General features: G+C 39.1%; 21 protein-coding genes and 1 pseudogene. 14 read left to right on the top strand and 8 right to left on the bottom strand.

Annotation, left to right across the window (positions count from 1 at the left end):
- Positions 1 to 43: 43 nt before the first annotated feature.
- The gene (locus tag M3197_RS07660; protein WP_251660371.1) at positions 44 to 991 is read right to left on the bottom strand and encodes a polysaccharide deacetylase family protein; all 948 of its coding nucleotides are present in this window, start codon (positions 989 to 991) and stop codon (positions 44 to 46) included.
- A gap of 266 nt (positions 992 to 1,257) precedes the next feature.
- Positions 1,258 to 1,623 (bottom strand): hypothetical protein, encoded by a 366-nt coding sequence (locus M3197_RS07655; protein ID WP_251660369.1) that lies wholly within the window; start codon positions 1,621 to 1,623, stop codon positions 1,258 to 1,260.
- Between the two features lie 239 nt (positions 1,624 to 1,862).
- Between M3197_RS07655 and M3197_RS07650 the strand changes: the two genes are divergently transcribed.
- The 8 genes and pseudogenes from M3197_RS07650 (at position 1,863) to M3197_RS07615 (ending at position 15,255) form a co-directional block, all read left to right on the top strand.
- A complete protein-coding gene (locus tag M3197_RS07650; protein ID WP_251660367.1) occupies positions 1,863 to 2,783 on the top strand; it encodes an HNH endonuclease in 921 nt (306 codons plus the stop codon).
- A gap of 217 nt (positions 2,784 to 3,000) precedes the next feature.
- Positions 3,001 to 4,035 carry a serine hydrolase domain-containing protein gene (locus M3197_RS07645; RefSeq protein ID WP_251660365.1) on the top strand — a complete coding sequence of 345 codons (1,035 nt, stop codon included), beginning with the start codon at positions 3,001 to 3,003 and terminating at the stop codon, positions 4,033 to 4,035.
- Positions 4,036 to 4,592: 557 nt separating this feature from the next.
- Entirely contained in the window at positions 4,593 to 5,744 is a 1,152-nt protein-coding gene (locus M3197_RS07640) for a DUF3221 domain-containing protein (RefSeq protein WP_251660364.1), read from the top strand.
- A gap of 350 nt (positions 5,745 to 6,094) precedes the next feature.
- Positions 6,095 to 7,291 (top strand): serine/threonine transporter SstT, encoded by a 1,197-nt coding sequence (gene sstT, locus M3197_RS07635; protein ID WP_251660362.1) that lies wholly within the window; start codon positions 6,095 to 6,097, stop codon positions 7,289 to 7,291.
- 315 nt (positions 7,292 to 7,606) lie between these two features.
- Positions 7,607 to 9,532: pseudogene (locus M3197_RS07630) on the top strand (DNA/RNA helicase domain-containing protein).
- A gap of 123 nt (positions 9,533 to 9,655) precedes the next feature.
- Positions 9,656 to 12,181, top strand: a complete 2,526-nt coding sequence (locus tag M3197_RS07625) for an HD domain-containing protein (RefSeq protein WP_251660359.1) — start codon at positions 9,656 to 9,658, stop codon at positions 12,179 to 12,181.
- 333 nt (positions 12,182 to 12,514) lie between these two features.
- On the top strand, positions 12,515 to 14,773 hold the full coding sequence (locus M3197_RS07620) for an AAA family ATPase (protein ID WP_251660357.1): 2,259 nt from the start codon (positions 12,515 to 12,517) through the stop codon (positions 14,771 to 14,773).
- Positions 14,774 to 15,102: 329 nt separating this feature from the next.
- Positions 15,103 to 15,255: a universal stress protein gene (locus tag M3197_RS07615; RefSeq protein WP_432813984.1), complete on the top strand. Its 153-nt coding sequence runs from the start codon at positions 15,103 to 15,105 to the stop codon at positions 15,253 to 15,255.
- Positions 15,256 to 15,347: 92 nt separating this feature from the next.
- On the opposite strand, the gene M3197_RS07610 is transcribed toward M3197_RS07615, so the two are convergent.
- Positions 15,348 to 16,199: a DegV family protein gene (locus M3197_RS07610; protein ID WP_251660355.1), complete on the bottom strand. Its 852-nt coding sequence runs from the start codon at positions 16,197 to 16,199 to the stop codon at positions 15,348 to 15,350.
- Between the two features lie 305 nt (positions 16,200 to 16,504).
- Between M3197_RS07610 and M3197_RS07605 the strand changes: the two genes are divergently transcribed.
- Complete coding sequence (locus M3197_RS07605; protein WP_251660353.1) at positions 16,505 to 16,630, top strand: putative holin-like toxin; 126 nt, start codon at positions 16,505 to 16,507, stop codon at positions 16,628 to 16,630.
- Positions 16,631 to 16,894: 264 nt separating this feature from the next.
- Here M3197_RS07605 and M3197_RS07600 read toward each other — a convergent pair whose 3' ends face one another.
- Positions 16,895 to 17,071, bottom strand: a complete 177-nt coding sequence (locus tag M3197_RS07600) for a hypothetical protein (protein WP_251660350.1) — start codon at positions 17,069 to 17,071, stop codon at positions 16,895 to 16,897.
- Positions 17,072 to 17,312: 241 nt separating this feature from the next.
- Positions 17,313 to 17,708, bottom strand: a complete 396-nt coding sequence (locus tag M3197_RS07595; protein WP_251660348.1) for a hypothetical protein — start codon at positions 17,706 to 17,708, stop codon at positions 17,313 to 17,315.
- A gap of 394 nt (positions 17,709 to 18,102) precedes the next feature.
- On the opposite strand from M3197_RS07595, the gene M3197_RS07590 reads away from it, so the two are divergent.
- Together M3197_RS07590 and M3197_RS07585 are read left to right on the top strand one after the other, a co-directional pair.
- Complete coding sequence (locus M3197_RS07590) at positions 18,103 to 18,504, top strand: DUF4362 domain-containing protein (RefSeq protein WP_251660347.1); 402 nt, start codon at positions 18,103 to 18,105, stop codon at positions 18,502 to 18,504.
- 303 nt (positions 18,505 to 18,807) lie between these two features.
- The gene (locus tag M3197_RS07585; protein ID WP_251660345.1) at positions 18,808 to 20,856 is read left to right on the top strand and encodes a transglycosylase domain-containing protein; all 2,049 of its coding nucleotides are present in this window, start codon (positions 18,808 to 18,810) and stop codon (positions 20,854 to 20,856) included.
- A gap of 96 nt (positions 20,857 to 20,952) precedes the next feature.
- Here M3197_RS07585 and M3197_RS07580 read toward each other — a convergent pair whose 3' ends face one another.
- The 3 genes from M3197_RS07580 to M3197_RS07570 form a co-directional block, all read right to left on the bottom strand.
- Complete coding sequence (locus tag M3197_RS07580; RefSeq protein WP_432813983.1) at positions 20,953 to 21,801, bottom strand: aldo/keto reductase; 849 nt, start codon at positions 21,799 to 21,801, stop codon at positions 20,953 to 20,955.
- Positions 21,802 to 21,975: 174 nt separating this feature from the next.
- Positions 21,976 to 22,953, bottom strand: a complete 978-nt coding sequence (locus M3197_RS07575) for a hypothetical protein (RefSeq protein ID WP_251660341.1) — start codon at positions 22,951 to 22,953, stop codon at positions 21,976 to 21,978.
- A 244-nt stretch (positions 22,954 to 23,197) separates the two neighbouring features.
- A complete protein-coding gene (locus tag M3197_RS07570; protein ID WP_251660339.1) occupies positions 23,198 to 23,731 on the bottom strand; it encodes a hypothetical protein in 534 nt (177 codons plus the stop codon).
- A 472-nt stretch (positions 23,732 to 24,203) separates the two neighbouring features.
- On the opposite strand from M3197_RS07570, the gene M3197_RS07565 reads away from it, so the two are divergent.
- The 3 genes from M3197_RS07565 (at position 24,204) to M3197_RS07555 (ending at position 26,313) form a co-directional block, all read left to right on the top strand.
- Complete coding sequence (locus M3197_RS07565; protein WP_251660337.1) at positions 24,204 to 24,830, top strand: hypothetical protein; 627 nt, start codon at positions 24,204 to 24,206, stop codon at positions 24,828 to 24,830.
- A 214-nt stretch (positions 24,831 to 25,044) separates the two neighbouring features.
- A complete protein-coding gene (locus tag M3197_RS07560; RefSeq protein WP_251660335.1) occupies positions 25,045 to 25,386 on the top strand; it encodes a hypothetical protein in 342 nt (113 codons plus the stop codon).
- 168 nt (positions 25,387 to 25,554) lie between these two features.
- Positions 25,555 to 26,313: an AAA family ATPase gene (locus M3197_RS07555; RefSeq protein WP_251660332.1), complete on the top strand. Its 759-nt coding sequence runs from the start codon at positions 25,555 to 25,557 to the stop codon at positions 26,311 to 26,313.
- Positions 26,314 to 26,558: the final 245 nt, after the last annotated feature.

Raw genomic sequence — 26,558 nt, 5'->3', positions numbered from 1 at the left:
ACAAGCAAATTCTCGTCAATCTCTATAATTGTGTTCATAGGTACTATTTGTATGGATCTAACCGCTTTTCGCTCATTAAATCACTCACAGTACCTAGATGAATTCCTCTCTTTTTTATCCCTTCAATTATTGCAGCAAGCCCCTCAGCAGTTGGTTTTGTGGGATGCATAAGAACCATTGAGCCATTTTCAATCTCTGATAAAACTCGTGTGACCATCTCAGACGTATCTGGTTTTTTCCAGTCGACCGTGTCCGTTGTCCAAAGGATAGTTTTCATCTTCAGTTCATGTGCAACTTCAATAGTCACCTGATTAAAACTCCCGCTTGGCGGTGCAAACCACTTCGGTTTTACGCCCAATGTCGCTTCAATGACCTCATTTGTTTTCACTAATTCAACCATTGTCTCTTCACGGGATTGATTGGCTAGATCAGGATGACTATAAGCGTGATTACCGATCTCATGTCCCTCAAGACTGATCATTGTTAAAATGTCGGGGTTCCGTTTCACCCAACTGCCATCAAAGAAAAAAGTAGCCTTTACATCAGACTCTTTTAACGTTTTTAACATATTTGGTATATGCTCCTCGCCCCATGCAACATTGATTAATAACGCGGCTTGCGGCTTTTCGGGATTGCCTTTATAAATAGGTGAAGGGGGGAGGTCCTCTAGATGAACTTTTGGGGAAACCTCTTTAAAGACGAGATGTTCAGTATTGAAATTGTTGTTATCTAACATTTTTTGATAGGACTTCTCGATGTCGACAGTCAAACCGTTGTATCCTGGAATGGCCTTCCACACCCGGTCAATTTTCGCATCGATAGGTTTTATTTCATACTCCTTTGCATAGGATTGGATTGCTTTTGTAGAAACGTTAGTTCCAGCGTCTGTCGCCATCATGGTTTCTTTTAAAGCGGGATTTTTTTCATTGCCAACAATTATGATAGCTAAGCAAACTATAATCACACACACCAATAGAACAAATTGTTTCATAATAACCTCCAGTATAGAAGTTGTAGTCAATCTATTCTGGTATGCCCGTAGTTTGATTATTAATACTGAAACTGAAAGTACATTCGTATTCCAAGGCTTTTTTTGAATGAATGTTCATCGTCTACAATGATGGTTTTGGCCTATTGAGTCATTTTGACGAGTTTTTCTAGACTGTATGGTATACAGAGAATACGAAAAGACCGAATCTGTTCATTTTGACAGATTCGGCCATAACACATTGAATTAAAATGGATCTTTGAAAAACGTTATTGACGATTTTCTTTCGATTCATTTTCTAAACGATTAAATTTTAAGTCGTGATCAGCGGTCTTATGATTCACGAACTTAAAATCTGCTTCTATTCTTTGGAATCCTTCACGGGTCTCATTAAAACGCTGAGTCATTTCTTCACGCGTGCCCCGCTGTCCATTTTGAATAAGTTGAAGAGCAGTCTTCGTTTCCGAACGAAATTCTTTTAGCTCGACTTCCAAACTACCAATACGTTGGTCCATCCCATCAAACTTGTTATCCATTCCATCAAAGCGTTGATTCATCCTATCTAAACGATGATGTATAGGCTGGAGAGCGTCATCCAAGACGGATTTCAACGTGTTGATTAAATCCTTGTCCATGTTCTTCCTCCTCCCTTTTTTGCTGGTTAACTCACTTATTTCCTATAAAATCCATTAGTATCCACCCGAGTGTATTCGATTTGTATTAGAACCAGAATACCACATTTCGCAAATTTCCTACACCAAATTTAAACGTAAAGTTGCATGGGTTTCTCAACGCCTAAAGATGCAACTTCCTTCATTAACAGCTACAATTAAAGTAGTTGAACATGCACCTGTTCGTAAAGGAGTGACACCATATGCAAAGTTACATAGTGATGCAAGGACGTACCTATCACGAAGAGAAAGAATTAGGAATTCTCTGGTCCTTGCAACAAGACAGTGCCGGAAATGTCCAGCATTTCTGGGAACGGATGAAAGAAGTCAAAGAGGGAGATCGTATTTTCCATTACGTAAAAGGGGATATTGTCGCAATCAGTATAGCGAAAACCGGATACAGGGAAGAACGAAAGCCAACCCCAATTCATCTACCAGGCAATGAAAACGATAAAGGCTATCTAGTAGAGGCAGATTACTATGAATTTGATAAGCCATTAACAATGATAGATGTTTTCGATGAGATTCTCCCACTTCTGCCGATAAAATATTCTCCCTTTCAAAAGAATGCCAATGGGAATCAGGGCTATCTATATCCGTGCAATGATGAATTGACCATTAAACTAGTCGAGCTGATAAGCGACTTGAACATTTACGAAATCGATGAGGAGCAATTGGAATTTGTAATGGGAACTGTTCGAAAGACGGAACACGATTTCCTCACTCCAATTCTCGCTGAAACCGAAGCAGAAGCAAAAACGAAAGTCCGACTTGGCCACCAGCGATTCCGAAACGAACTCATGCCGCTTTGGAACGATAAATGTGCACTCTGCGACATCGAGTTACCTGAACTCCTTCAAGCAAGCTACGCAAAACCATGGAAAGACAGCAGCAACAACGAGCGTATTAATCCGAACAACGGGATTCTCCTTTGTCGCAACCACGATGCTTTGTATAACAATGGTCTTATTGCATTTGATGGACAAGGGAAGATTCATATATCATCGAGCATCCCTGAAGAGGATTACAACAAGTATGGTCTTCATGGAAAGTTGCGGGTGAATAGAACCGAGGAGAATAAACCTTATTTCAAGTGGCATAAGAAGCATATATTTAAGGGGTAATTTATATCTTAGAGCATCCAAACTAATTGAATAACGAGACAGTATAATCAATATTCAGAATATAATTGAAACACTTTTTAGTCTCTTGTACAATAGCCGTAACGTTAATCGGCAAGGAGTGCATTCATATGATTCGTTATATGGTATGAATAACATAATTGGGTTCCTTTTATGACTAGTAATACAACAGATAACAAGGAATTCAGGGGGAATCACTATGAAGACAGCAAACAAATCAACTTATTTAGATGAAAAGCAAAAGGAACTCTCTTTTTCCGGAGCCTTTTATGGTCGAAAAGGAGATGACATCTTCACAGGCAGCCACGGGTATGCGAACTGGTCAGACAAAATTGCGAATCAGGTCAACACACGCTTTTCAATTGCTTCAGGCTGCAAGATCTTCACAGCGACTGCAATTTGCATGCTTATTGAAGAAGGAAAGCTCACGGTCGATTCAAAATTAAGCGATTGCGTCGATATTGAATTTCCTCATTTCAACAGCGAGATTACGATTCACCAGCTACTGACGCATACATCGGGTGTACCGGATTATTTCAATGAAGACGTCATGGAAGATTACGAGGAACTGTGGGAAAAACGTCCAGCATACAACGTGCGTTCACCAAAAGACTTCCTGCCCCTTTTTCAACATGAACTGATGCAAGCAGAACCTGGCAGCTCGTTTCAATACAACAATTCAGGCTACATCTTGCTGGGACTCATCATTGAGCATGTAGCTAAGGTCAGCTTTAGTGAATTTGTAGAAGAACGGATCTTCAAAAAAGCTGATATGCAAGACTGCGGATACTTTGAGATGGATCAATTGCCTCCTCGAACTGCGCTCGGCTACATTGAAAATGCCACCGGCACTTGGAAGACCAATATCTACTCATTGCCAGCTAAAGGCGGACCAGATGGTGGAGCTTACACAACTGTTGCAGACATAGCGAAGTTCTGGGATGCTCTGACAACGAAGAAGTTACTGTCTGAAGAAATGACAGCGAATCTATTGAAACCACGTGAAGTAGTAGATGAAGACGGGCTGATCTATTACGGATATTGCGGCTACATGAAAGTAGATAATCAGCACAACGTCGTCAAATATATTCAAATGGGTTACGACCCTGGTGTCAACTTCCGCGCCGTTTATGTACCTAAAGAAGAAGCGACGATTGTCGTGTGCTCCAATAAATCTGATGGTGCGTTTGCGATGTTGAAGGAGATTGAGGGAGTACTAGAGTTGACTATATAATTAGAACGTACTTAGGGCTATCGGGGAAAGTCTCATTGACTTATTCCTGATAGCTTTTTAATTTCTATAATACTTTTCAATAATAAACCATTTTTCATTGAAATTTGGCCTTGTTTTAGAGTTGCCTGTACACGTAAAGGTTTTTATTGTTCCGTCCATTTTCCACTTTTTCTTCAGCTGCCTTTTAAAAATCCGGTTAAAGTCCTGTGATTCTTTACAGTTCGGCAGTATGACCCGCACTTAATATGAAGGTGTCGTTAATAAACCCATCGCTCCTGTTTTTTTAGAACCAATCACAGTCGTCGGATGAGCCGAAAATAAGTTGTATTCTTCCCGGAAGAACGCCGCCAGCCCTTATGTTAGTGGGCTTAACGATAGTGTGATGTCTGTCTGTCCAGTAATTTCTTTGTTCCTCTCCATTAGCCACACTCCCGAATGCTTATTCCCCTTGTCATAGTGGATTACGTACCTGATAAACAGGGATCAAACTACTTGATTGCTGAAATCTGTAACATTCTACCACCTCCGACGTCTAACTTGTCAAAGGAGACTGAACTATGAAAAATATGATCTTTTCGTCTGGTATAACCATTGCATTATTAGTAGGCGGATGCGGGACAGCGGGGACGGAACAGTCAACAGACACCAGTTCCGTTGAGCAGGATGAATGGCATGTGATCAAAACTGTAGGCGACCGTGACATTATTGCAGAACTGAGTCAGACTGTCGAAGAGTCGCCCAAGAGGGATTTGACAGCTCAGGAACAACTGAAGAGTGCGGCGAACGAGTACGAAATCCCGTCAAAGGAATTGGAAGAAGACATGGCGGTCCAGGCGATTGAAGGCCCTGTTGCAATCGACGCGGTAGAAGAGGTGTATGGCGGTGATGGAGGATTTGATAAGGAGGGACTGCTCTTTTTCGAAAATCAGCTGAATGGTGCTGATCAGTCGGGGATTTGGATTGGACTCAAAGACCCTGACATGCGTTTGCAAAAGGTTCTCGACATCTTACAGCAGAAAGTCGATGCAGGTGAGATCTTGGCGGAACCGATTTATATTTTCCGCAGTCCGCATACGCAGCATGAATTATATGTTCAGCAAGATAAAGTTGCGAAAGCGGTGGATGAATTGTTCGACGGCCATGGTTCCTATTCAGTGTCCGTTGATACCATTTCAGGAGCAATTACAATCGGTCACGACTTTTTGAAAACTGAACAACAGCAAGAACTGAAGAAACAATTCCCTAATTGTGCGTTGAATTTTAAGCAGGAAGGTAGCATGGTTGCAGAACCGGGACAGTCTTCGATTATCAAACCGAAAAAGAATGAAACTGAGGCACCTGTGGAAGAAGGCGGGTTTGTCTTGGGTACGTCGGACACCAGCTTTTTTGTCGCAGGAGGAACGGAAGATGCTGTGAGTTATTCATTCCCCGAAGCCGATCAGCTTTCAGTCGGACAGCGAGTAAAAGTGGAAGCGACCGGCGCAATTGCTGAGTCATATCCTGCGCAAGGTACGGCGAAGTTCGTTGAAATACTTCCTGATTATCGACCCGCAGGTGCTATACTTTCAGAATCACAAGTTGTTGAGAAAGCGACTCAGGCGAGTACACACGATTTTTGGGTTATCGAAAAAGTGAGCTATGATGCCGCAAGCAACGTTTGGACACTGACACTGAACGATGAGAGTGAGGTTGAGATTGAAGACCGATGAGAAGGAATAAGACAATTTTGCCTGTGCACGATAAAACTCATGCATTGTCCGAAGACGTGTTTGAGTAACAATTTTATATGGAACCTAAGAGCTGGAATTACTAATAACCTAATAGTAATTCCAGATTTTTTTTTGCATATAACAATCTATACACACATAACTAATAGATAGGATGCTACAAAAAACATAAATTTTCTGATAGAAAAAACAATTAATCAATTATACAAACTTTTGTTAAAAATAATCCTCAGTCAACTTTGATGAAAAATTTGCATATGTTTACTCAGGTAGTAGGGGAAGTTTGTACGTTTTTATCGTAGGGGGTTGAAAAAACTTTAAGGGGGATAGCTATGAAGAATCTATTTGCTAAATGGAATCAAATTAGTTTAGTTAAAAGAATTTTTATTGGTATTATTCTTGGTATAATTTTAGCTCTAACGGTGCCTGCTGCAAGTGGAATCACTATTTTTGGTTCATTATTCGTCGGTGCATTAAAAGCAGTAGCGCCAGTTCTAGTATTATTTTTAGTCATGTACGCACTTGCTGCACATAAACGCGGAACGAAAACCAATATGAAGACGGTTCTTGCTCTTTATGCGATGGGGACGCTTCTCGCAGGGGTTGTCGCAGTCGCGGTTAGTTTCATATTCCCAGTTACATTAAAGTTGACTAAAGGAGCGGAAGGACTAACTCCTCCAGAAGGCATTGTCGAGGTTCTTCAAACATTACTATTTAATATGGTGTCCAATCCAGTAGATGCTTTACTGAATGCGAACTATCTAGGTATTTTAATGTGGGCAGTTGTCCTGGGTCTTGCACTAAAAAGTGCTAATCAAAACACGAAAGACCTGTTAGGCAGTTTTTCAGATGCGATTACTAAAGTTGTACAATGGGTCATCAATCTAGCACCGATTGGTATTATGGGTCTTGTGTTTGATGCAATTGTAACAACTGGACTATCTGCTTTACTCGTATACGGAAAACTCGTTTTAATCTTAGTGGGTTGTATGTTGTTCATTGCACTTGTTGTGAATCCATTGATTGTCTATATCTATATACGCAGAAATCCATATCCATTAGTGTTTAAAGTTTTAAAAGAAAGCGGTCTCACAGCATTCTTTACACGCAGTTCAGCTGCAAACATCCCTGTAAATATGAAATTATGTGAAGAGCTTGGCTTGGATGAAGATACGTACGCAGTATCCATTCCTTTAGGAGCTACGATTAATATGGCGGGTGCAGCCGTTACAATCGCTGTACTCACGCTTGCAGCAGTCAACACGCTTGATATTCATGTTGACTTCATGACCGCACTTCTGCTATCTGTAATAGCAGCTGTTTCTGCAGCAGGTGCATCAGGTGTTGCGGGAGGATCACTTTTATTGATACCGCTAGCATGTAGTTTGTTTGGACTACCGAATGAAATTGCTATGCAAGTCGTAGGTGTAGGCTTTATCATCGGGGTTGTCCAAGACTCTTGTGAAACTGCACTGAACTCATCGACTGACGTACTGTTTACTGCTACAGCTGAGTATTCTAAAGAGTAAAAGGAAAGTAAAGTAGGTAACGCTGCTACTTTGAAGTCGTAAAGTTTATAGAAATAATAGAGACTACAATTACCGGAGATGATCTGGTGATTGTAGTATTTTATTGTAGAGAGATAGTTTGCGGCATCGCGCGCTTTGTTGAAAAAAAGTAAGCTGAATTATGAAAGTCCAGGTCTGTTTAGGAATAAACAGTTCTGTATTTTTTTGATGAAATGAAAATCTACATAGTTTTGTCGATTTATCAAGTATTGTGACAATTTTAGATTACTGGTAAGATGTGGATAGAACTAGAATCCTTCAGTAAGTTGGTGCGATATGATCATTTATGAATCGACGAAAGAACAATTCGTAGGAGATGTCGTCAATGAGCTCCTTGTGGATCGTCTTTACAACTCCTATCAACAAAAAATCGGCCGGACTAGTAAAGCGGAAATTCGATCTTGGGAAAACTCTCTTCAAAAGATGTCTAACGTTATGCAGGATGATGAGATACCAAAAGACGCAGCGGTTGCAATCGAGTTTAATATTCCCAATACATCGAAACGAGTGGATTTCCTTATTGCAGGAAATGACGGAGCTCAGGATCATGTTGTAATAGTTGAGTTGAAACAATGGGATGAAGTCGAGAAGGTCCCAACGCGTGATGGAGTCGTCCGTTCTTATGTAGGAAAAGGAATGCGAGAACTCGTCCACCCTTCTTATCAGGCATGGTCGTATGCAGCATTAATTTAGGACTTTAATGAAAACGTCCAGCAACAGGAAATTCAATTGAAGCCTTGCGCTTACTTACATAATTACAGAAAAACAGAAAACGATCCGTTAACAGATGTTCACTATGCTCCTCACCTTGAATAAGCGCCTGTTTTTGCAAAAGGGGAAATTCAAAAGCTTCGGTCATTCATTAAAAAGTACATTCGTCTAGGTGATCAAAACCGTTTAATCTATCAAATTGAAAACGGCAAAATCCGTCCATCAAAATCACTGCAGGACACGCTGAATAACATGCTGAAAGGGAACGAAGAATTCATCATGATTGACGAGCAGAAAGTTTTCTATGAAGAGGCATTCCACTTAGCTCTCAACAGTGTTCGTACAAATGCGAAACAAGTAATGATTGTAGAAGAAGGACCTGGGACTGGGAAATCCGTGCTGGCCATCAATCTTCTGGTTAAATTGATTGAACAGGATTTAGTGGCGATGTATGTCACTAAAAATGCGGCTCCACGTAATATCTATTCAACCAAGTTAAAAAAGGATTTCAAGAAGTCGCATATCGATAATCTATTTAAAGGCTCTGGCAGCTTTACAGAAGCTGCACTCAACGAATTCGATATCTTAATTGTAGATGAAGCTCATCGATTGAACGAGAAATCCGGGATGTTCAAGAACAAAGGAGAAAATCAAGTCAAGGAATTGATTAAAGGCTCTCATTTCACTATCTTTTTCATCGATGAACACCAAAAAGTAACACTGAGCGATATAGGCAGCACGGAGACAATCGAAAAATACGCTGAAGAATTCGGTGCAGAAGTTATTACTAGAAAACTCGTTTCTCAGATTAGATGTGATGGATCAGACGGCTACATCTCATGGCTCGATGATTTGTTGGAAATTAGAGATACTGCCAATACGAACGATATGGGGATGGAATACGACTTCCGAATTTTTGACAATCCGAACGCCATGTTAGATTAAATTGAGAAGCTGAATGAACACAATAATAAATCTCGAATGATGGCGGGCTACTGTTGGGAATGGCCGAAGTCAAATCGACTCGACGTCGACCACTTTGACATCACTCTACCAGAGCATGATTTTGCCATCAGTTGGAACATAGAAAACACATGGGCAATCGAAAATTCCTCGGTTCGTGAAGCAGGCTGCATTCATACAGCACAAGGACTCGAATTCGATTATGTCGGCGTTATTATAGGTGATGATTTAAGAATGGAAAATGGACAACTAGTCACGGACTTCACCAAAAGAGCGAAAACCGATCAATCACTAAAGGGAATTAAAAAGCTTGCGAAAGAAGATCCGGAGAAGGCTCACGCATTGGCAGATCCAATTATTCGGAATACCTATCGGACGCTGATGACTAGGGGGCAGAAGGGGTGCTTTGTATATTGCACGAATCCTGAGCTGCAAGGGTATTTGAAAGAACGTTTGGAGATGGTGACGATGTACCAGAGGAAGAGAGAGCAGGATTTGTATTTGGTGGATGAGAAAAAGGAGTATTGAATTTTTATAGTAGATACCATTCGTGACTATGTGACTGTGCGCGGAATTATCGTAAATGTTCAAACAAACATGAAAGTTTCTTGCACAAGCACCTATTACTATATTTTTAGGAGATGAATTCTTATGTCAGTTATTCATAAAGTCACAAAATCCAAATTTGAGATGAAAAAACCGAGATTGCTTAAAGTTCTTGAAAATAGGGATAGTGAATTTGTTGAGTTAATTAAGAGAATATCAAGGAAAGTAGAACCTATCATTGATCAAAGAATAATAAAAATATTTTCAACCTACACATTACATGACAGTGATCATTCTCTAAGAATAATGGATTATATGTTCGATTTAATTCCGGATGTCGAGAAGATTAGTGATTTAGATATTACTATCCTTATTTTATCCGCTCTGTTGCATGATACTGGTATGGCTGTAGAAGATGATGAGATTAATGAGATCATTGAAGGGAAATACACGGTACCCAATCTTAGCTATTTTGCTGTTCTTAGAAAGCATCAAAATAATAAGGATGAGGCATTAAGGGAATATATAAGAAAAATACATGGTACTAGATCGCATGATTTTATTACTCAAAAACTAACCGACGATTTAAAGATACCTTCACAACCAGGGACTAGTATAGCTAATGATATTGCAAAAGTTTCTAAATCTCATACAGAGGATATTTCATGGTTACATAAAAATTTGAAAGTTTACAATGAGAAGGCGTCCTATAGCTATAGTCCATTGTTTTGTGCTGTTTTGTTAAGAATCGCAGATATACTGGATATTGACAGTCAACGTACGCCGCCATTTTTAATGAGTTTGATTTCGATGAATGAAATAAGCAATGAAGAGTGGAAGCAACACATGGTCATTTATAACTTGGACAAGGTGAAGAATGATGAATTTACAGGTGGAAAAACAATAAGTATTTTTGGTGAATGTAGGGATGCATCACTTCATAGGAAGTTGTTAAGTTACTTAGATTGGATTAACAGTGAAATTAAAAATTCGAATGATGTAGATAAGCGATTATCCGATAATTACAAACTGAAGATGAAATATCCCTTGATAAATAATGTAGAATCAATTGGATACTCTATTTCAGATATTCGATTGTCAATTGATTTCAAAGCAATTACTAACTTGCTGATGGGTGAAAAAATATATGGATCAAAAATTTATGGATTGCGGGAATTAATACAAAATAGTATAGATGCATGTAAAGTACGTGAAGAAATTGAGATCAGTAGAGATGAATATGGAGAAAATGATTATAAACCAAGTATAAAAGTTATACTAGACAAACAAAATAATGATTTTATTGTCAAAGACAACGGTATTGGAATGGATTTTGATATTCTGAAAAACTATTTTTTAAATGTTGGAGTGTCATATTACAAATCTGATGATTTTTTATTGAGAGGTCACATGTATAATCCAATAGGTAATTTTGGTATTGGATTTCTAGCTTGTTTTATGTTGTCTGACCAAGTGGAATTAAAAACAAAAAGTCTAGATGATGTAGAAAGCTATAAACTAACTCTAGTAAAAAATAGTCCTTTTATAACGTTGAATGAAGAGGAAAACCCATCATTTACGGGAACGGAAATAAAATTAAAATATGATGAAGTAATATTTTTATTCAACAATGATGTTAGTCATATAAAGAGGTTTTTATCTAATCAGTTTTTAACAGATAGTTTTGAGCTAGAACTGTTAATCAAAGGTGAAGAAAAAAATAAAATTAATAACAGGATTATAGATATAAAAAATGGATACAATGAACAAACGTTTATGGATTTGAGTAATTATTTAATTGGGATCGAAGGGCACGTAAATGTAGACGTGAGTAAGAATATACATGGAGAAAGTATTGTAGATATTCCTGTTCAAGGTGATCTGTTTTATTATGACGGAGTGGAACTGGTTGAAGTGGATGAACGATTTAATTTAGAAAAAATTTATAATGAAAACAACTTCTCAATTGAATATCTAGAAATTCCAATTATAGGGAAATATGATTCTGAAAGATTTTATCATATTAATGAGGTATTAGATGATCTTGAAGAAACTATTGAGAAGATGGAAGATGAATTAAGATGGATTACAATATTTTTAAATGGAGAAATAAAATGCGAAATAGAAGAACAAACAGAAATTAAAGCTTTTGAATATATTATTGGTAATCTAAAATTTGAAGATTTATTCAAGTTTGGACAATTAGAAGAAATACCGACATTAATATTCAGAAGAACCTATGATATGTATTTTTCTAACACAGAAAAAATATTTTTGAACTTCAGAAAAAAACATTATGACTATTATATATTTAATAGGCCAGAACAAAGCATATTTATTAAAAATATACTTGTCTCAGATACTAAATTTTCGCCATTAAATATATTGTCATTTGTTAAAATTCAAGAATATAAAATAAATATAGTTAACCCGAAAATATTTCCAGAAGTATCAAGGAATAAAATTGATAAAAATTCGGATAAAATGTTGCAATATGCTTTGAATAAATCAATATGTCTCTGGGTTATGGATAATATAGAGTTAACTGAAAAACAGAGGAGAATTTTAAATGATTATATTAAAGTGTTTTATTATGAAGATAATGAATTAATAAAGCGAAGAATGGTATAATAACTGAAATAATGTACCTGGACCACATATAATTCTGAATAGTATATTAATTGCGTGTGGTCCAGGTACCGATGAGTTAATCTGATAGTCTGTCACAATCACGTGACAATAATCCGGTAACCTGTCACAACTGAGTGATAATCTAAAATAAAGTGACCCCGTTCTAATATCAGGTTTTGCCTGATTCCCCACGACAAGTAGGGACAAAAACCTCTTATGCTCTTCTATCAATTATATTGAATCTTATACATAGAACAGGGTTCGAGTTTGTACAGTCATTTACTCTTAATCAATGGAAAATAATCGCCATGAATCTTTCGGAGGTATTAAAACATGATTAAAGAAGTGCTTTTAAAAGATGTGGGTTCATACGATGAAGAAGGTGCGAGTCTTACTGACTTAGCGAAAATAAATTATCTTTACGGCAGTAATGGCTCTGGTAAAACAACCATTTCTGAAGTTATAAGAAATACCACAGCTTATCCTAATTGCCAAGTGATAAGTAAAGAAATTGAACAAAAAACCTTTGTATATAATCGTAACTTTGTTGAAGAAAATTTTGGACTTAGTTCAAAAATAAAAGGGATATTTACTTTAGGCAAAGATCAGGTTGAGACTATAGAAGCAATAGATACTACGAAAGAAAATATAGAGAAGCATGTAGAAAAAATTGAAAAGCTGAGCGAAGAGTTAGAAAGAGTAAAAAAAGTAAGAATAACTATTAGTAATGATTTTAAAGAAGAATGTTGGGAAATAAAAAAAAGAAATAGTGTTTTTTTTGGAAAAGCGATTCAAGGTTTTGGAAACTCTAAAGAGAAGTTAATGAGAAAGTTTATAGATGAATCTCAAAATAAAAGAGAACTCTATAGTTATGAAGATCTGATGAAAAGGCATAATACATTATATGAAGGCTCACAAACTGAGATTTCAAGCTTTCAATTAATTGAATTCAATAACGTCATTAAAAATCAAGAAATCCTCAGTAAGAAGGTTATAGGTTCAGACGACGTTGATATCGCAGATCTAATAAACAAGTTGAATATCAGCGACTGGGTGTTTGAAGGCCGTAACTATATGGAGCATACCGAAGGCGTATGTCCTTTTTGTCAAACTGAGTTACCTGAAGATTTATCATTGAAGTTAAATAGATATTTTGACCAGACATACTCAGATCAACTAGAAATACTCCGCTTGTTTAATGAAGATTACCAATTAAAATTACAGCAAACCATGAAGGAATTAATGACTCTAGTTGATAATAGTAGCGATTACCTAGGGGTGGAAAAAATTCAGAGTGCCATAACATTGATCACGTCCAAAAATAAAGCTAATCTTAAATTAATTGAAGACAAATTAAATGAACCAAGTACAGTTATTGTGCTACAAGATATTACTAACGACATAGATGGTATTAATAGTGAAATAAGCAGTGCTAATGAATCTATAAAGAAACATAATGATATAGTGAGCAATTCAAGAGAAAAGAAAATTGAATTACTTTATGATATTTGGAGATTTTTAGCTGAAGAAAATCAGGATAACTTAAATCGGTATAAAAAGAGTGCTGATCGATTAGACAAGCAGATAACAGGCAGAGATTATGGAATCCAAACTAAGGTAACAAATAAGACTGAATTGGAAAAGGAGTTATTACAACTACAAGAGGATGTCACAAGTATTGAGCATTCAGTAACTGAAATTAATAATAGATTAAGTTCATTTGGGTTTACAAATTTCAAATTGGATACTGCTGAAGAAGAAGGACATTATAAGATTGTTAGAGGAAACGGTGATGATGTTGGAGATTCTTTAAGTGAAGGAGAAAAAACATTTATAACGTTTTTGTATTTCTACAATTTAATTAAAGGCAGCACTGAAAGAGATGACGTTAGTACAAATAAGGTTGTAGTAATGGATGATCCTATATCAAGTCTAGATAGCAATGTTTTATTTATTGTCAGTAACTTAATCAAAGAAATCATTGTGGATGTTAAAAAGGGACATTCAGAAATCAAGCAAATAATAATATTAACTCATAATATATATTTTCATAAAGAAATTTCTTTTACGAATAATAATCAAGCTTCTAACGAGGAAAAGTTTTGGATTGTAAGAAAGTCTGACAACAAGTCATCTATTCAACAATACGATGAAAATCCAATTAAGTCTTCATATGAATTGATGTGGAATGAACTAAACTTGGTAAAAGATCAAAGTCTAATTACGATGCAAAATATAATGCGAAGAATATTAGAAAATTACTTCACATTCTTTGGTGGAATTACACTATCTGATATAGTCGAAAAATTTGAAGGCGAAGAGAAGTCTACGTGTCGGTCATTATTATCATGGTTACATGATGGATCACACCACATAAATGAAGATTTATTTGTAGAAAGAAGCATTGATTTAGTAGAAAATTACTTAAAAGTATTTAAAGAAATATTTTATAGGATGGGGCATGGACCGCATTATGAAATGATGATGAAAGAACCTAACATTGAGACAGCAGTTAAAGATGAAGTTGAACAATTAGCACAAAAAGAAATAATGGAAGCAGTAGAACAAGCCGCAGCATCAACTAACGAATAAGTTCATTCTTTTATTTGGGATAGATATTATCTCTGAATCGGGCGATTTATTTGACGATTATTTCTATAATTAGGATGAAAAGCCGTGCTCTAATTTTCTGGAAACGTGGCTTTCTCTTAAATAACGTACCTGAACCACGTACAATTTCGAATAGTGTCTGAATGGTATTCGGTCCAGGTACCGATTAGCAAATTATAAGAATCTCGTAAGATTTGATGAAAAAATCCACAGTGCCAGCTGCGGTTTTTTCATATACGTATGTTAGTGTCTAGCAAGGATAAAAATATTAGCTGCCCGTGCACGACACAACTCAGGGACGGTTCTGAATAGTGGTCGAGTCGTGCGGTACTCAGGTAACCAAAAATGCAAATCACTTGGTCATTGAGAGTCGCGGACTGAACTGCGTACAGGAAATGATGCTTGGCAGCGTCAAACATAAAATGATCAAGGAAGCAAAATGTCCGGTGACAATCATTAAATAAGCGAGAATTCGTATATATATCTTTACTTCAGAAAACCCACCAGCAGATTTACTGTTGGGTTTTTTAGTGAGATTTTATGCTGAAACAGCTACTTACACTTCCAGCCCCGCTATACCAAATCCTCCAGGACCGGAATGCGTCGAGATCATCGCTCCAGCCTCAATCCACATACTATTCTCGAATCCTTGTTCCATCGCAATTTCATTGATGCGTTGTTTGATCGTCTCACTGAGTCCAATCGAATAAATGAAATAGACCTGCTGTCTGTCGATGTTGTATTGCTGTAGATAATCATGAAACAGAGTTTCAGTGACCTTCTCCATCTTACCGCGGTATTTCCTAGTCGACATAAGCTTACCGTCCACTAATTCAATACACGGCTTGATCTTCAGCAACGCGCCGCCAAGATACGCCATATTGCTTACCCGTCCGCCAGCCCGCAGAAAGTCTAGGCTGCCGGGAAGGAAGGCCAGTCGTGACTTCGGAACCTTAGCCTCAATCATCTCCACCAGACGTACAGGATCGATGTTAGGCTCTTCTTCAAGCAAGGCAGCCACATACATCACAACTGCAGTCAATCCGCCCGTGACGTTCAACGCATCAAGTAAATAAATATCTTTTACATCTTCCGCAGCCGTCAACGCATTCTGATAGGAAACAGACGCTTTTGATGTATAGCCTATATGAATGATGATGCTTTCAGGAAACTCCGTCCGGATAGTTTTGAAAAACTCCTGGTACTCATGCGTATTCGTAGCAGCAGTGGAAGGAATTTTTTTCGTGCGGTTATAAAAGTCAAAGATGTCCGCTACAGGCAACTGACCGTCTAGATAGTCCGTACCATCCATGATGACGTGCATCGGTACAACGTGAATGTTGTATTTCTTCGCTAGAGATTCGGGCAAATCGGCACCGCTTTCGGTTGTTAAGATGATTCTTGCCATTATGTGTCGCCTCCAGTTTGTATTGTGTGGGGGAGTGTATGTAGTTTCACTATACAGGATATGTGTGTGGGGGGTGTTGGATTAATGAAATATATGAAGTGTTCTCTCGAGTATTAAATGCCGCTGTGTATGAAACATTCATGAATGCTTGAATAAACGCGAAAGTTTGTTACATTGACATCAAACTATTAGCTCGACGAGGTTATTAGGAGTATGGTTTCGCATTGCGGTCAGTGATATGATATAGACGTAGCGACATATAGCGGATGGGCGGTTGGCACTCCCTTGAGAAATGGGGTGTTAATATGGTGACATACGAAGCAATGAACATGTTATTCCAATTTGGTATATTCCTCGCAGCAATGGCAACAACCATTGTAGCAATGATTGCTTTATACACCAACAGAAAAAAAGTAACCACCCACCGCTAACGACCAAGTAAGCAGGGCGATTACTTTTAACACCTTTGTTCAACTGGCCAACCGCACTTCATGCGGGTGTCAGCTGCATTGACTGGGTGTTGACGCACTCAGTTCTTTTCAGTATAGGTTTAGTTTAGCACAAATATTCAAAAATAACACCTATTGCTCGTTATTGGGCTATAAAAAAATTACGCCTGTGTAAGAATCAATTATGAGTGTTTGAACAAACACAATAGTTTCGTGCACAGGTATCACTACTCGGTTTGTGAGCCATCAAATTCGAATGGTCCTTAAAATATCTCCATTAATTGTACAAATCATCGCTGCATTCACGTACTTCGGTGCATCTACTGCAACAATACAGTATCGCTTTGTCTCTGGGTTCCTCATCAAACGACTCCAATAACTTCCGTTTTTCCCCTGAATATGATTAAATGAATGTATAACCATTTTTTTCAGCTCCTCTTTTTAAGTGGGGTGGGTTTTGGAAGTTCTGTGATTGGTACTTCTCTATACCCTGAAAACAATGGTTTTTTGCGTTTTCTTCTATCTATTTAACATAATAGGCAGCGCCTTCAAGGAACTTGGAAGGGAAGTTTACGTTTGACGAGGAAAAGTTGTCTGGTCCATCGTGCACACCTCATGGCCACGCTTCACACTAGAAAATTTAAATAAAAACACGGTATTTCAATTAAAATCCAGTTTTGTATTCATAACTAACTATGCCAAGCGCATAATCCTCGAAATAACGGAGAGTGCCCACTTGAAAGGAATTGGTTCTAAAAGATATTGCACAAGCCGAGCGTATAAATTCCTCTATACGATGTTGAGCTATCGGATTCACGTTATCTTGGGGATCGTGCATTACAAATAAGTCTAAGCCTTGCCGTTTAGCTTCTAACCAGCGGTTGTACCATAAGTTAAAAGTATCACCACATTCCAAAGCAAAGTTAGGACAAAAGCAATCCTGTTGACTAGTAGGCGGTGTTTCTGGGGGATCTTGAGGGTCTTGCGGATTTGTGGTCTTGCATCTACAATAGTTACTTGCTCGTGTGCTATCACGGAGTTGTCTTTTCCTTGGATTCATAATAAACCTCCTCGTACATGATGGTGATTTATTATATGTAAAGTAAGAAAGTATCGTTGGGTAATTGTACCATATTTTGAAGATGACCCCTTCTTTGGAACACTATATTGACATACGAAGCGATGAACATGTTTTTCCAATTTAGTGATGGGTGCCTGTGTAAGAGGAATTATGAATGTTTGAATAAGTGAGAAATTTTCTTGCGCAGGTATCACAAAAAAATTACGTTAGTTAAATTTAAAAGTACAACACATAACATCAAACGCCGATAGATTATTTTTTCATCACTATCTTTATTGTAATAAATGTTAATAAATGTATAACACCTGCATAAGCAGACTTTATATTTTGAATATATAAAAAAATTAAAAACAAAATGTGGGGAGCGAACCTGGTGAAAAAAGTGTCTATGCTTGGTTTAATATCACTCTCTCTTTTTGGGTGTGGTGAATATTCACCTTCTAAACATGATGTAGTCAATTCACACGGAACTATAAAAAATCTTGATCTACTTGAAAAATTCACGGAAGATGTTTCTAACAATAAGGACAGTGAAGTTGGTGTGGTAAACTACACTGATGAAGGCGATCCAATAATTCACGACTTGAAGTATTCTGATGAAAAGTTGAGTTCTAAAATTGATACAAGATTCGATGAGTCTGGTGATCAAGGAGTAATAGAGGATACATGTAAGAGTATTAAAATAATAGAAAAAAGCGATCAAACGATTTATCAATTAAGAGGATGTGAAATTTACAAAGAAGGACTTCCTATAACTATAATTCCAAGTGATTAATCACGATAATTTCCATAATGAGGAGCAGTCTACTGTAACCGGTGGGCTGTTTCTTTTTTATCTAGGTCAATCACCTAAGAATTGGCGGGGTGCCCTTCAGGTCTACTAAGGGGGTGGAAGGGGAAGAATGTGCCTATGACTCCCTTAGTATCCTGTTTGTATCTCGCGCAGGTGTTTTTATTCATACACTTATACGAAACCCCCGTGAAAATTGAAGCTCGCAACTTTAAAAACCCACCTTTCGTCAATAGTATGCTGTCCATTACTAATAAAACTACGCAGTTAAAAAGCAGGAGAATCTATATGAAAAGATCCGAATATAAAAAACAACATAAAAAAGCAATGAAAAAGAACAGCAGCCTGAAGAAAAAGGTCATTCGTTTTGTATGTGTCGGTGTCGTGCTTGCTGTCCTTTCTGTACTACTTATACTGAATCTCTTCATCACATTCAGCGATGTCAGTAAACTCGAAGAACCCGCACCCCGATCGACGGTTATTTACGATCCGAACGGAGAAGTGATCAGCACGGTTTCGAATTCGAAAATAGAAGGCGTATCGATCGACCAGATTCCGAATGAGCTGGTGGAAGCTGTCGTTTCCGTAGAAGATCAACGGTTTTACCAACATCACGGTATTAATTATTTGAGGATGGGACGTGCTTTAGTCGAGAATGCGTTCAAAGGAAAAATCGTGTCAGGAGGCAGTACGATTACGCAGCAGCTTGCAAAAAATGTGTTTTTAACGCAGGAGCGTACGTACTCCCGTAAATTCAAAGAGCTGATCCTCGCAAAGAAGATTGAACGGGTGTTTTCGAAAGAGGAGATCATGGAACGGTACCTGAACCAAATCTATTTCGGTGACGGAGCGTGGGGTGTCCAACGTGCTGCACAAACTTATTTCGGTAAAGATGTCAGCAAATTGACGTTAGGCGAATCTGCGACACTCGCTGGGATCATTAAAGCTCCGTCAAATTTATCGCCTACGAAAAATATGGAAAAGTCGGTGAAACGGCGCAATTTGGTGTTGTCGCTGATGCTGCGTGAACAGTATATTAGCCAGGAAGAATATGATGAAGCGATTAAACAGAACCTAGTACTGTCCGAATCGACCGTGCCACATGATGACGAAAACTATCCGTATTATATCGATCGTGTAGTAGACGAGGCGGTCAATACGTACCAGTTGACGAAGGATGAAGTACTGTCCGGCGGATTGCATATTACGACAGAAATCAATCCGGTCGTCCAGAATGTGCTCGAAGACGTGTATGCAGATGACAGAAATTTCCCAGAGAGCACCCCGGATCAGCTTTTGCAGAGTGCCTCTGTTTTCGTAAATCCTAAAACGGGCGGAATTCTCGCGTTAGTCGGTGGGAGAGGAGAGTATACGAAGGGACGTTTCAACAATGCGACCGATCTCATCCGGCAGCCCGGATCTGCGCTAAAGCCGCTTGCCGTCTATACACCGGCACTTGAGAACGGATACCGTATGTCGGATTTGCTTGTGGATGAACCCATCGATATGGATGGGTACTCTCCGAAAAACATTGACCAGCAATATAGAGGGGAAGTGACCATGTACGAGGCGCTTGAGCAATCGTACAATATTCCTCCCGTCTGGCTGTTGGATCAGATCGGCATTCAAGACGGCGTGGGTGCGGTGGAACGGTTTGGGATTTCATTGACAAAAAATGACCGCACGCTTGGATTAGCGCTTGGAGGGCTAGATAAAGGAACCTCTCCCTTACGGATGGCGCAAGCGTTTTCTGCCTTTGCGAATGAAGGCGTGATGGAGGAAGCCCACGCGATTAGCGAAATTAAAGACTCGGAAGGAAATGTGCTCGGAAAGTGGCAGGGAGAGTCCGTGCAAGTGACGGATGCGGAAGTTGCCGAGCAAATGACTTATATGTTGCAAGGGGCTGTAGAGGAAGGGACTGCGAAAAAAGCACAGATTTCCGGTATGGACGTAGCGGGGAAGACGGGCACCACACAGCTCCCGTTTGAAGGAGTGGACGGTTCCAAAGATCATTGGTTCGTCGGCTATACACCTGACATTGCCGGAGCGGTCTGGCTCGGATATGATAAAACGGACGCCGACCATTATTTAACCTCTACCAGCAGCTTTACTGCACCGCCGATTTTCGAGCAGGTTGTTTCACAATCAGCCAGTGAATTATCTACGAAGAACTTTGACTTGTCGTTAATTGACGATGAAATAAAAGAGCTGAAGAAGCAGAAGAAAAAGACGAAGGAAGAAAGAGAAAAGAAAGAGAAGAAAAAAGAAAAGGACGAGAAGAGAAAAGAGTTTTGGAAGAGTATCGAAAAGTGGGGGCAGAAGTGGTTTAACGACTAATAAATAACGTACCTGGACCACATATGATTCTGAATAGTGTCTGAATTGTATATGGTCCAGGTACCCATGACCGATTATAGGAGCAAAGGAGGCTGATTAATCAAACTCTTCATATTCGTTCGGGTGCTGCCCCTCTACTCTTCCTGCTTCGCCTTTATCCAAGGAATCAATTGTTTGGATATCTTCGTCACTTAATTCAAAGTCAAAGACATTAAGATTTGCTTTTTGATGTTTGTATGATGATGATTTTACAATCGGTAAGACACCGTTTTGCAAGTTCCACCGAATAATAATTTGCGCTGGCGCTGTATTATATTTCTCAGCTATTGATACAATAGTATCATTTGTTAACACATCATTTATTTCGCGCCCTAAAGGACTCCAGGCTTCTGTTAGGATATCTCGGCTTTTATTGTACTCTACCAGTTCGTTATTGTTGAAATATGGATGGCGCTCAATTTGATTAGTCGCCGGCGTAACACCTGTTTTCTCAATGATCCGTTCGAGGTGTTCCGGTAAAAAATTCGATACGCCGATCGTCTTGATCAGTCCGAATTTCTGCGCATCGACTAAAGCCTGCCAAGCATCTTCATATTTACCTTGCTTCGGAAGTGGCCAATGAATCAAATATTTATCAAAGTAGTCAAGTCCGATACGGTATAATGATTCCTGGATCATGAGAATCGCTTTGTCGTAATCATGTGAATGTCCAGGAAGTTTTGAGCTGATCATCAGTTCCTCTCTTGGGATAGATGACCGCCGAACCGCTTCTCCTACCATTCCTTCGTTATTATAATTCGTCGATGTATCAATAAGTCTATATCCGGCTTCGATGGCTGATAAAACGGAAGTTACGCCTTGTGCACCATTGATGTTCACCGTTCCAAAGCCAATTGACGGAAGGCTTGTACCGTCGTTCAATCGATTTGATTGTATATTATTCATACTAGTCATACTCCTTTTATAATTATTTTATCTGATAGGTCTCTCTCTCATTTTCCCTTCAAGAGAGCTGCCAAACCTCCTTGAAAGCTTTGCCTGTCCGCAGCGGAATCAAGGTGGTATTCAGAATTGATTTGGAGATGACTTTATACAACCAAAGTTTTTAGTTTATCCACCTCACTGAGCATCCTCCCGTCGTTTCACAAATTTCCCCTTCAGCCTGCTATCATAATAAGCCCAGATGACAAATCCGCTGACTGCCAGAATTGAGCCATAGACGAGCATCTCCCAAGTAAGCAAAGCTTGAAAAATATCCTGAACTGAAGTTCCGCGGACAAAGACGTCATAGGGATTTGAGGAATTATAAGCGATTGGCAGTTGGTCACCGATGTCGTAATCTGCAAAGGTGTTTCGGGTCACATCTTTAATGACCTGTATGGTATTGCCGTCCTGATCATCGAATGCGATTGTGAATTCACGTATGGAATCTTCGTGTTTTCGGTAGGTAATATACGAATACTTGTCGAAGATCAACGCTTCCGTTTCTGTCTTTCCGACAGGCATCACCTTTCTGAATAGGTTAAGGAGGAAGCGGGCCGCGAAGAAAAGGAAGAATACAACGATGGCACCGGCAATTCCCCAACCGGTATCATGCTTTTTCTTATTCATGTTCTTTTTGCGCTTTTTGTGCTTCTTTTTTACATGACGTTTGTATGCAGACTTCTGTTCCGCTTGCTCAACTGCAGGAATGGATAGAATAGTGGCTACCAGGCAGCAGAACGCTAAGAAGCCGAGTACGCCGATGCCCACCAGGTAGAACATGCTGTCCATAAGGATGTCCCGGATTGTTGAAAAACCCGTCGGACCGGTGGAGTAGCCGTCTATTTCATCTCCCCGGGTAAGTTCTTCCGCTTGTATCTTTGAGATGCGGTACAGTTCTTCGGATGGTGTTCCGTCCGGCTGTTCGATTTTTACATGGTAAGCAGGTGGCGTGAACAGACTTTTTGTACCGACTATGCTCGCGACCGTCTCTGTCTTCCGCTCTGCGGACATTAAATCATACTCTTCAAAGTATGATGATGTAAGACCCCACGTCAGCAGGCTGAAAAAAATCGTGATGGCCGCCATCCCTATTAGTTCCTTGAACCTTTCCATTTGTAACACCCCTGTATTTTCATTGTTCCTATCATAGCGAAATGTACAATGAAAGAACAAGAGATATCGGAAACAGGACATTTTGAATCTGAAAATTTAAATGATAATTACAGCGGGTTTGGTGTTACGAATGCTGAACGTTGTTCGAAATTTTAAGTGCTACCACGCCGAACTGAAACAGCTGTGTTTTATTGATGCCAAAGAAAACATCAATGCAGATACAAAATTCACGTGAACCTCAACTTTAACCGTCATACTCAATCTCTTTCACTACTATTGGAACTGTAATTTCTTTTTGTTCTGTCACAATTCGGAAGGATGTTAACTCGGACGATAGTTTTTTATCAATCGCAATTACGAAGTTTCTTGGTGACAAATCTGCTGTGCACACATCATCCAACGGTTCAAAAGTAATCGCTAACTGACTCTCTTCTATGTTCGTCTTGAGTGAGTCGAGAATATAGGGACAACTGCTGGATTCAGTCATTCCGACAAACAATACGTCGTTCGTCTCGAAATCGATTTCTGGAATTGAACCTTCAAGTTGAAACTCTTTCCATGAATCTTTATACACTTCCTTGGTTTTAACAAGCTCTGTTTGAATCCCCTTTATTTCAGTTTGATTGCTAGTGCTGTCAAAATTGCTCGGCAATGTCTTTTCGGAAGCAACTAATTGAGCCAATTCCGCTTCAATTTCTCCCTTATTACTTTTATCAGAAATACAGCCCGTCACCACAAAGACAACACTAATCATGAAAAACACAGTCAGCCTTTTCATATGCTCACTCCTTTTCCTACTAGACGAACCGACAACTGGAAAGTTACAGTTATCAATTTAAGAGCCTGATCTCGAAAATATCAAAGACGCGGAAACAAACACACGAGTTTGACATGCAGGCAGCCATCATGTGAAGGGAATTGAATAGCTTATGAATGCGAAAGTCTCTTTTCTAAAGAGTCTTGACGAACGATTCTAACACTATTAAGCTAATTAAAGAGTAAGATGTTGGAAATCAAGGGACGATATAGAGAAGAAATGTTTAAGTTTATTGACCATCACTGTTTTAAATACATACTAGTCATGTCTGTGGGTGAGGAGAACTTAGTAAAATTAGTTCCATTGTTTTTCTGTGATCGTCTCTATACTGAATAAGGAACGATAAAGGATCTCAATTTCTCTATACGTTCAATGAAATGAACCTGAACGGTGAATTATGAAGGTGCAGCTCAGATACGAAATGAAAGTGGGAATGAACGTGAAAAAAAGTTACATAGTGGCTGTGCTTCTAGCGGCGGTTATCTTTATTTCTGTGCTAGTCATCGATAGAGATGAGGAACCGATTCCAAATTCCAAAAAAACGATCGAACATGAGGCACCATCGGGACCAGGTGTGGTATCCGACTATATAGATCCACCGGCTTTGACGGATCACCAAGTTGCACTAGACGATCTTTACGTAAAGATCCCCTACCAAAAAGGAGACATCGTATTAACAAAAAGAACAACGGACGATTACATCATCGTTGACATTACTGCTCAAGATACTGGCGAGTTGTTATACACGTATGGTGAGGCAGCTGGTCATGGGAACGAGAAATTGGTGTTTAGAGAGGTTCCTACGAGAGAGGGGAAGGTCCGACTGCAAATGGTCGTGGAAATTGATTCTGAGGCTGGATTAATTAGAAAAGTCGTAGAAACAAAAGTGGTGTATGACCCGAAACCCGAGAAAGTTGGAAACGAAACGATCTCTGCTATTTCGCGGTCTGGAGAGTTTCCAGCTGAGAATGTTGAAGTCTTGGCGAGTCTTTATTTGAATTGGGTAAACGAAAGTCAGGATTTGTATGAAGGTTATGAGATTGGCGTGATTGAAAAATAAGCGATTCATAGACTCAGAGAACAGGCAGCCCAAAGTTGTCTCATTAAAAAAGTAGTATGTGTAAATCTTGAATGCATGGTGTTTTTTGGTGAATCCTAATGAGCCTAATAGTTCCAGTATTGTGGTCCGTTTTAACGAAAATTCAGAACCTATTCTAAACCCAAGCTTCAAACTAAGAAAGTGATGGATAATAGGGAAGTAGGCGAGGTTAAAGATGAGCGTGACAATAATGATTGGTACAGCAGGAATTCTATTGATGCTGATTTTGCTGGCAATAGGGGTTCTCAGTAAGAACAAAGCGCTGGGCCGGCCGTCCAATACCGGATTGGGAATCTTGCTGCTGCAGGTGGGGCTCCTTGTATTGTTCTTTTCAGGTGTATTAGATAAGTTCAACACGCTACTTTTCGATATTGTCTGGTGGGTGAGTATTCTCGCCGGCTTGGTATTTGGATTCCGCGAATTTAGGCGGAATATTGCGGTCTCACTGCTCTTGTTCCTGCTGTCTGTTGTATTCATGATGTTCATGGTGCTGATGCTGCTAATCGGTTCTATGTAAATTCGTTTTTATGTGAGAAGCTTTCACCGCGAAATGAATTGTATGAATATGGAAAAAATACAAGAAAAATTCAGTTATGCTGATGCAGGACTATTATGCAAACCGGGGTTTTCTGGAATTAACTAAGAAAACACATATCATCTAATATGGAAAGGGGAGAATTTGTAAATGGCCATGCTGACAAAGGATACACAATACATACGAAGTCTTTATCTGAAGAGAGACCAAATTCAGTCCTTTGCGCGGTATCCACTCAATCTTCCGTTCATCCATGACTTGCGAGAGTTGGCATTCCATCCGAATGTCACCTATATCATTGGGGAAAATGGGATGGGGAAGTCTACGCTGTTAGAAGCAATTGCTATCAGCCTTGGGTTTAATCCCGAAGGAGGCACACGGAATTTCAATTTTTCGAGCTATGACTCTCATTCCAATCTGGACAAGTACCTTCGAATTGTCAAAGGTGTTCATCGGGCGAATGATTCGTTTTTCTTCCGTGCGGAGACGTTTTACAATGTCGCTACCCACATAGAAGAATTGGATTCAGAACCTTTGGGAGGACGAAGAATCATTGATTCCTTCGGTGGCAAGTCTCTCCATGAACAATCACATGGGGAATCATTTTTCGCGGCGTTCATCGAGCGTTTTCAGGGAAACGGTTTGTACATACTGGATGAGCCAGAAGCAGCACTGTCTCCAACCCGGCAACTCGCGATGCTCGCAAGGATCCACGAGCTCGTGACTGAAGGTTCACAGTTCATCATTTCTACCCATTCACCGATCTTGATGGCGTATCCAAAAGCTATAATCTATCAGTTGGAAGTCGAAGGGATGAGAAAAGTCGAATTGGAGGATACTCCACACTTTTCGATCATGAATCAGTTTTTCAGCGATCGCGACCGGCTACTGCATCATCTATTTAACTGATGAATGAATAATATATGTTGATGAATTTTAACTATAGGAGAAATAGGTGCGCGAAACAAACATAATTGTTTCGCGCATTGGCACCGTTTTAATTAAGCTACTTGCCGTACACCATGCAAGTGGCTCTTTGACATTTGGGGAATGATTGGGAAAAAGAGTGAACTCCAGTTTCCAAATGAACAAGATAAAATGACGGATTATTCATACAATAATATGAATCTGATAACCTGACTTTAAGAATAAAA

Source organism: Sporosarcina aquimarina (assembly GCF_023715615.1).
In the GTDB taxonomy this organism is placed as follows: domain Bacteria; phylum Bacillota; class Bacilli; order Bacillales_A; family Planococcaceae; genus Sporosarcina; species Sporosarcina aquimarina_A.
This window is presented reverse-complemented; position numbering and strand designations above follow the sequence as displayed.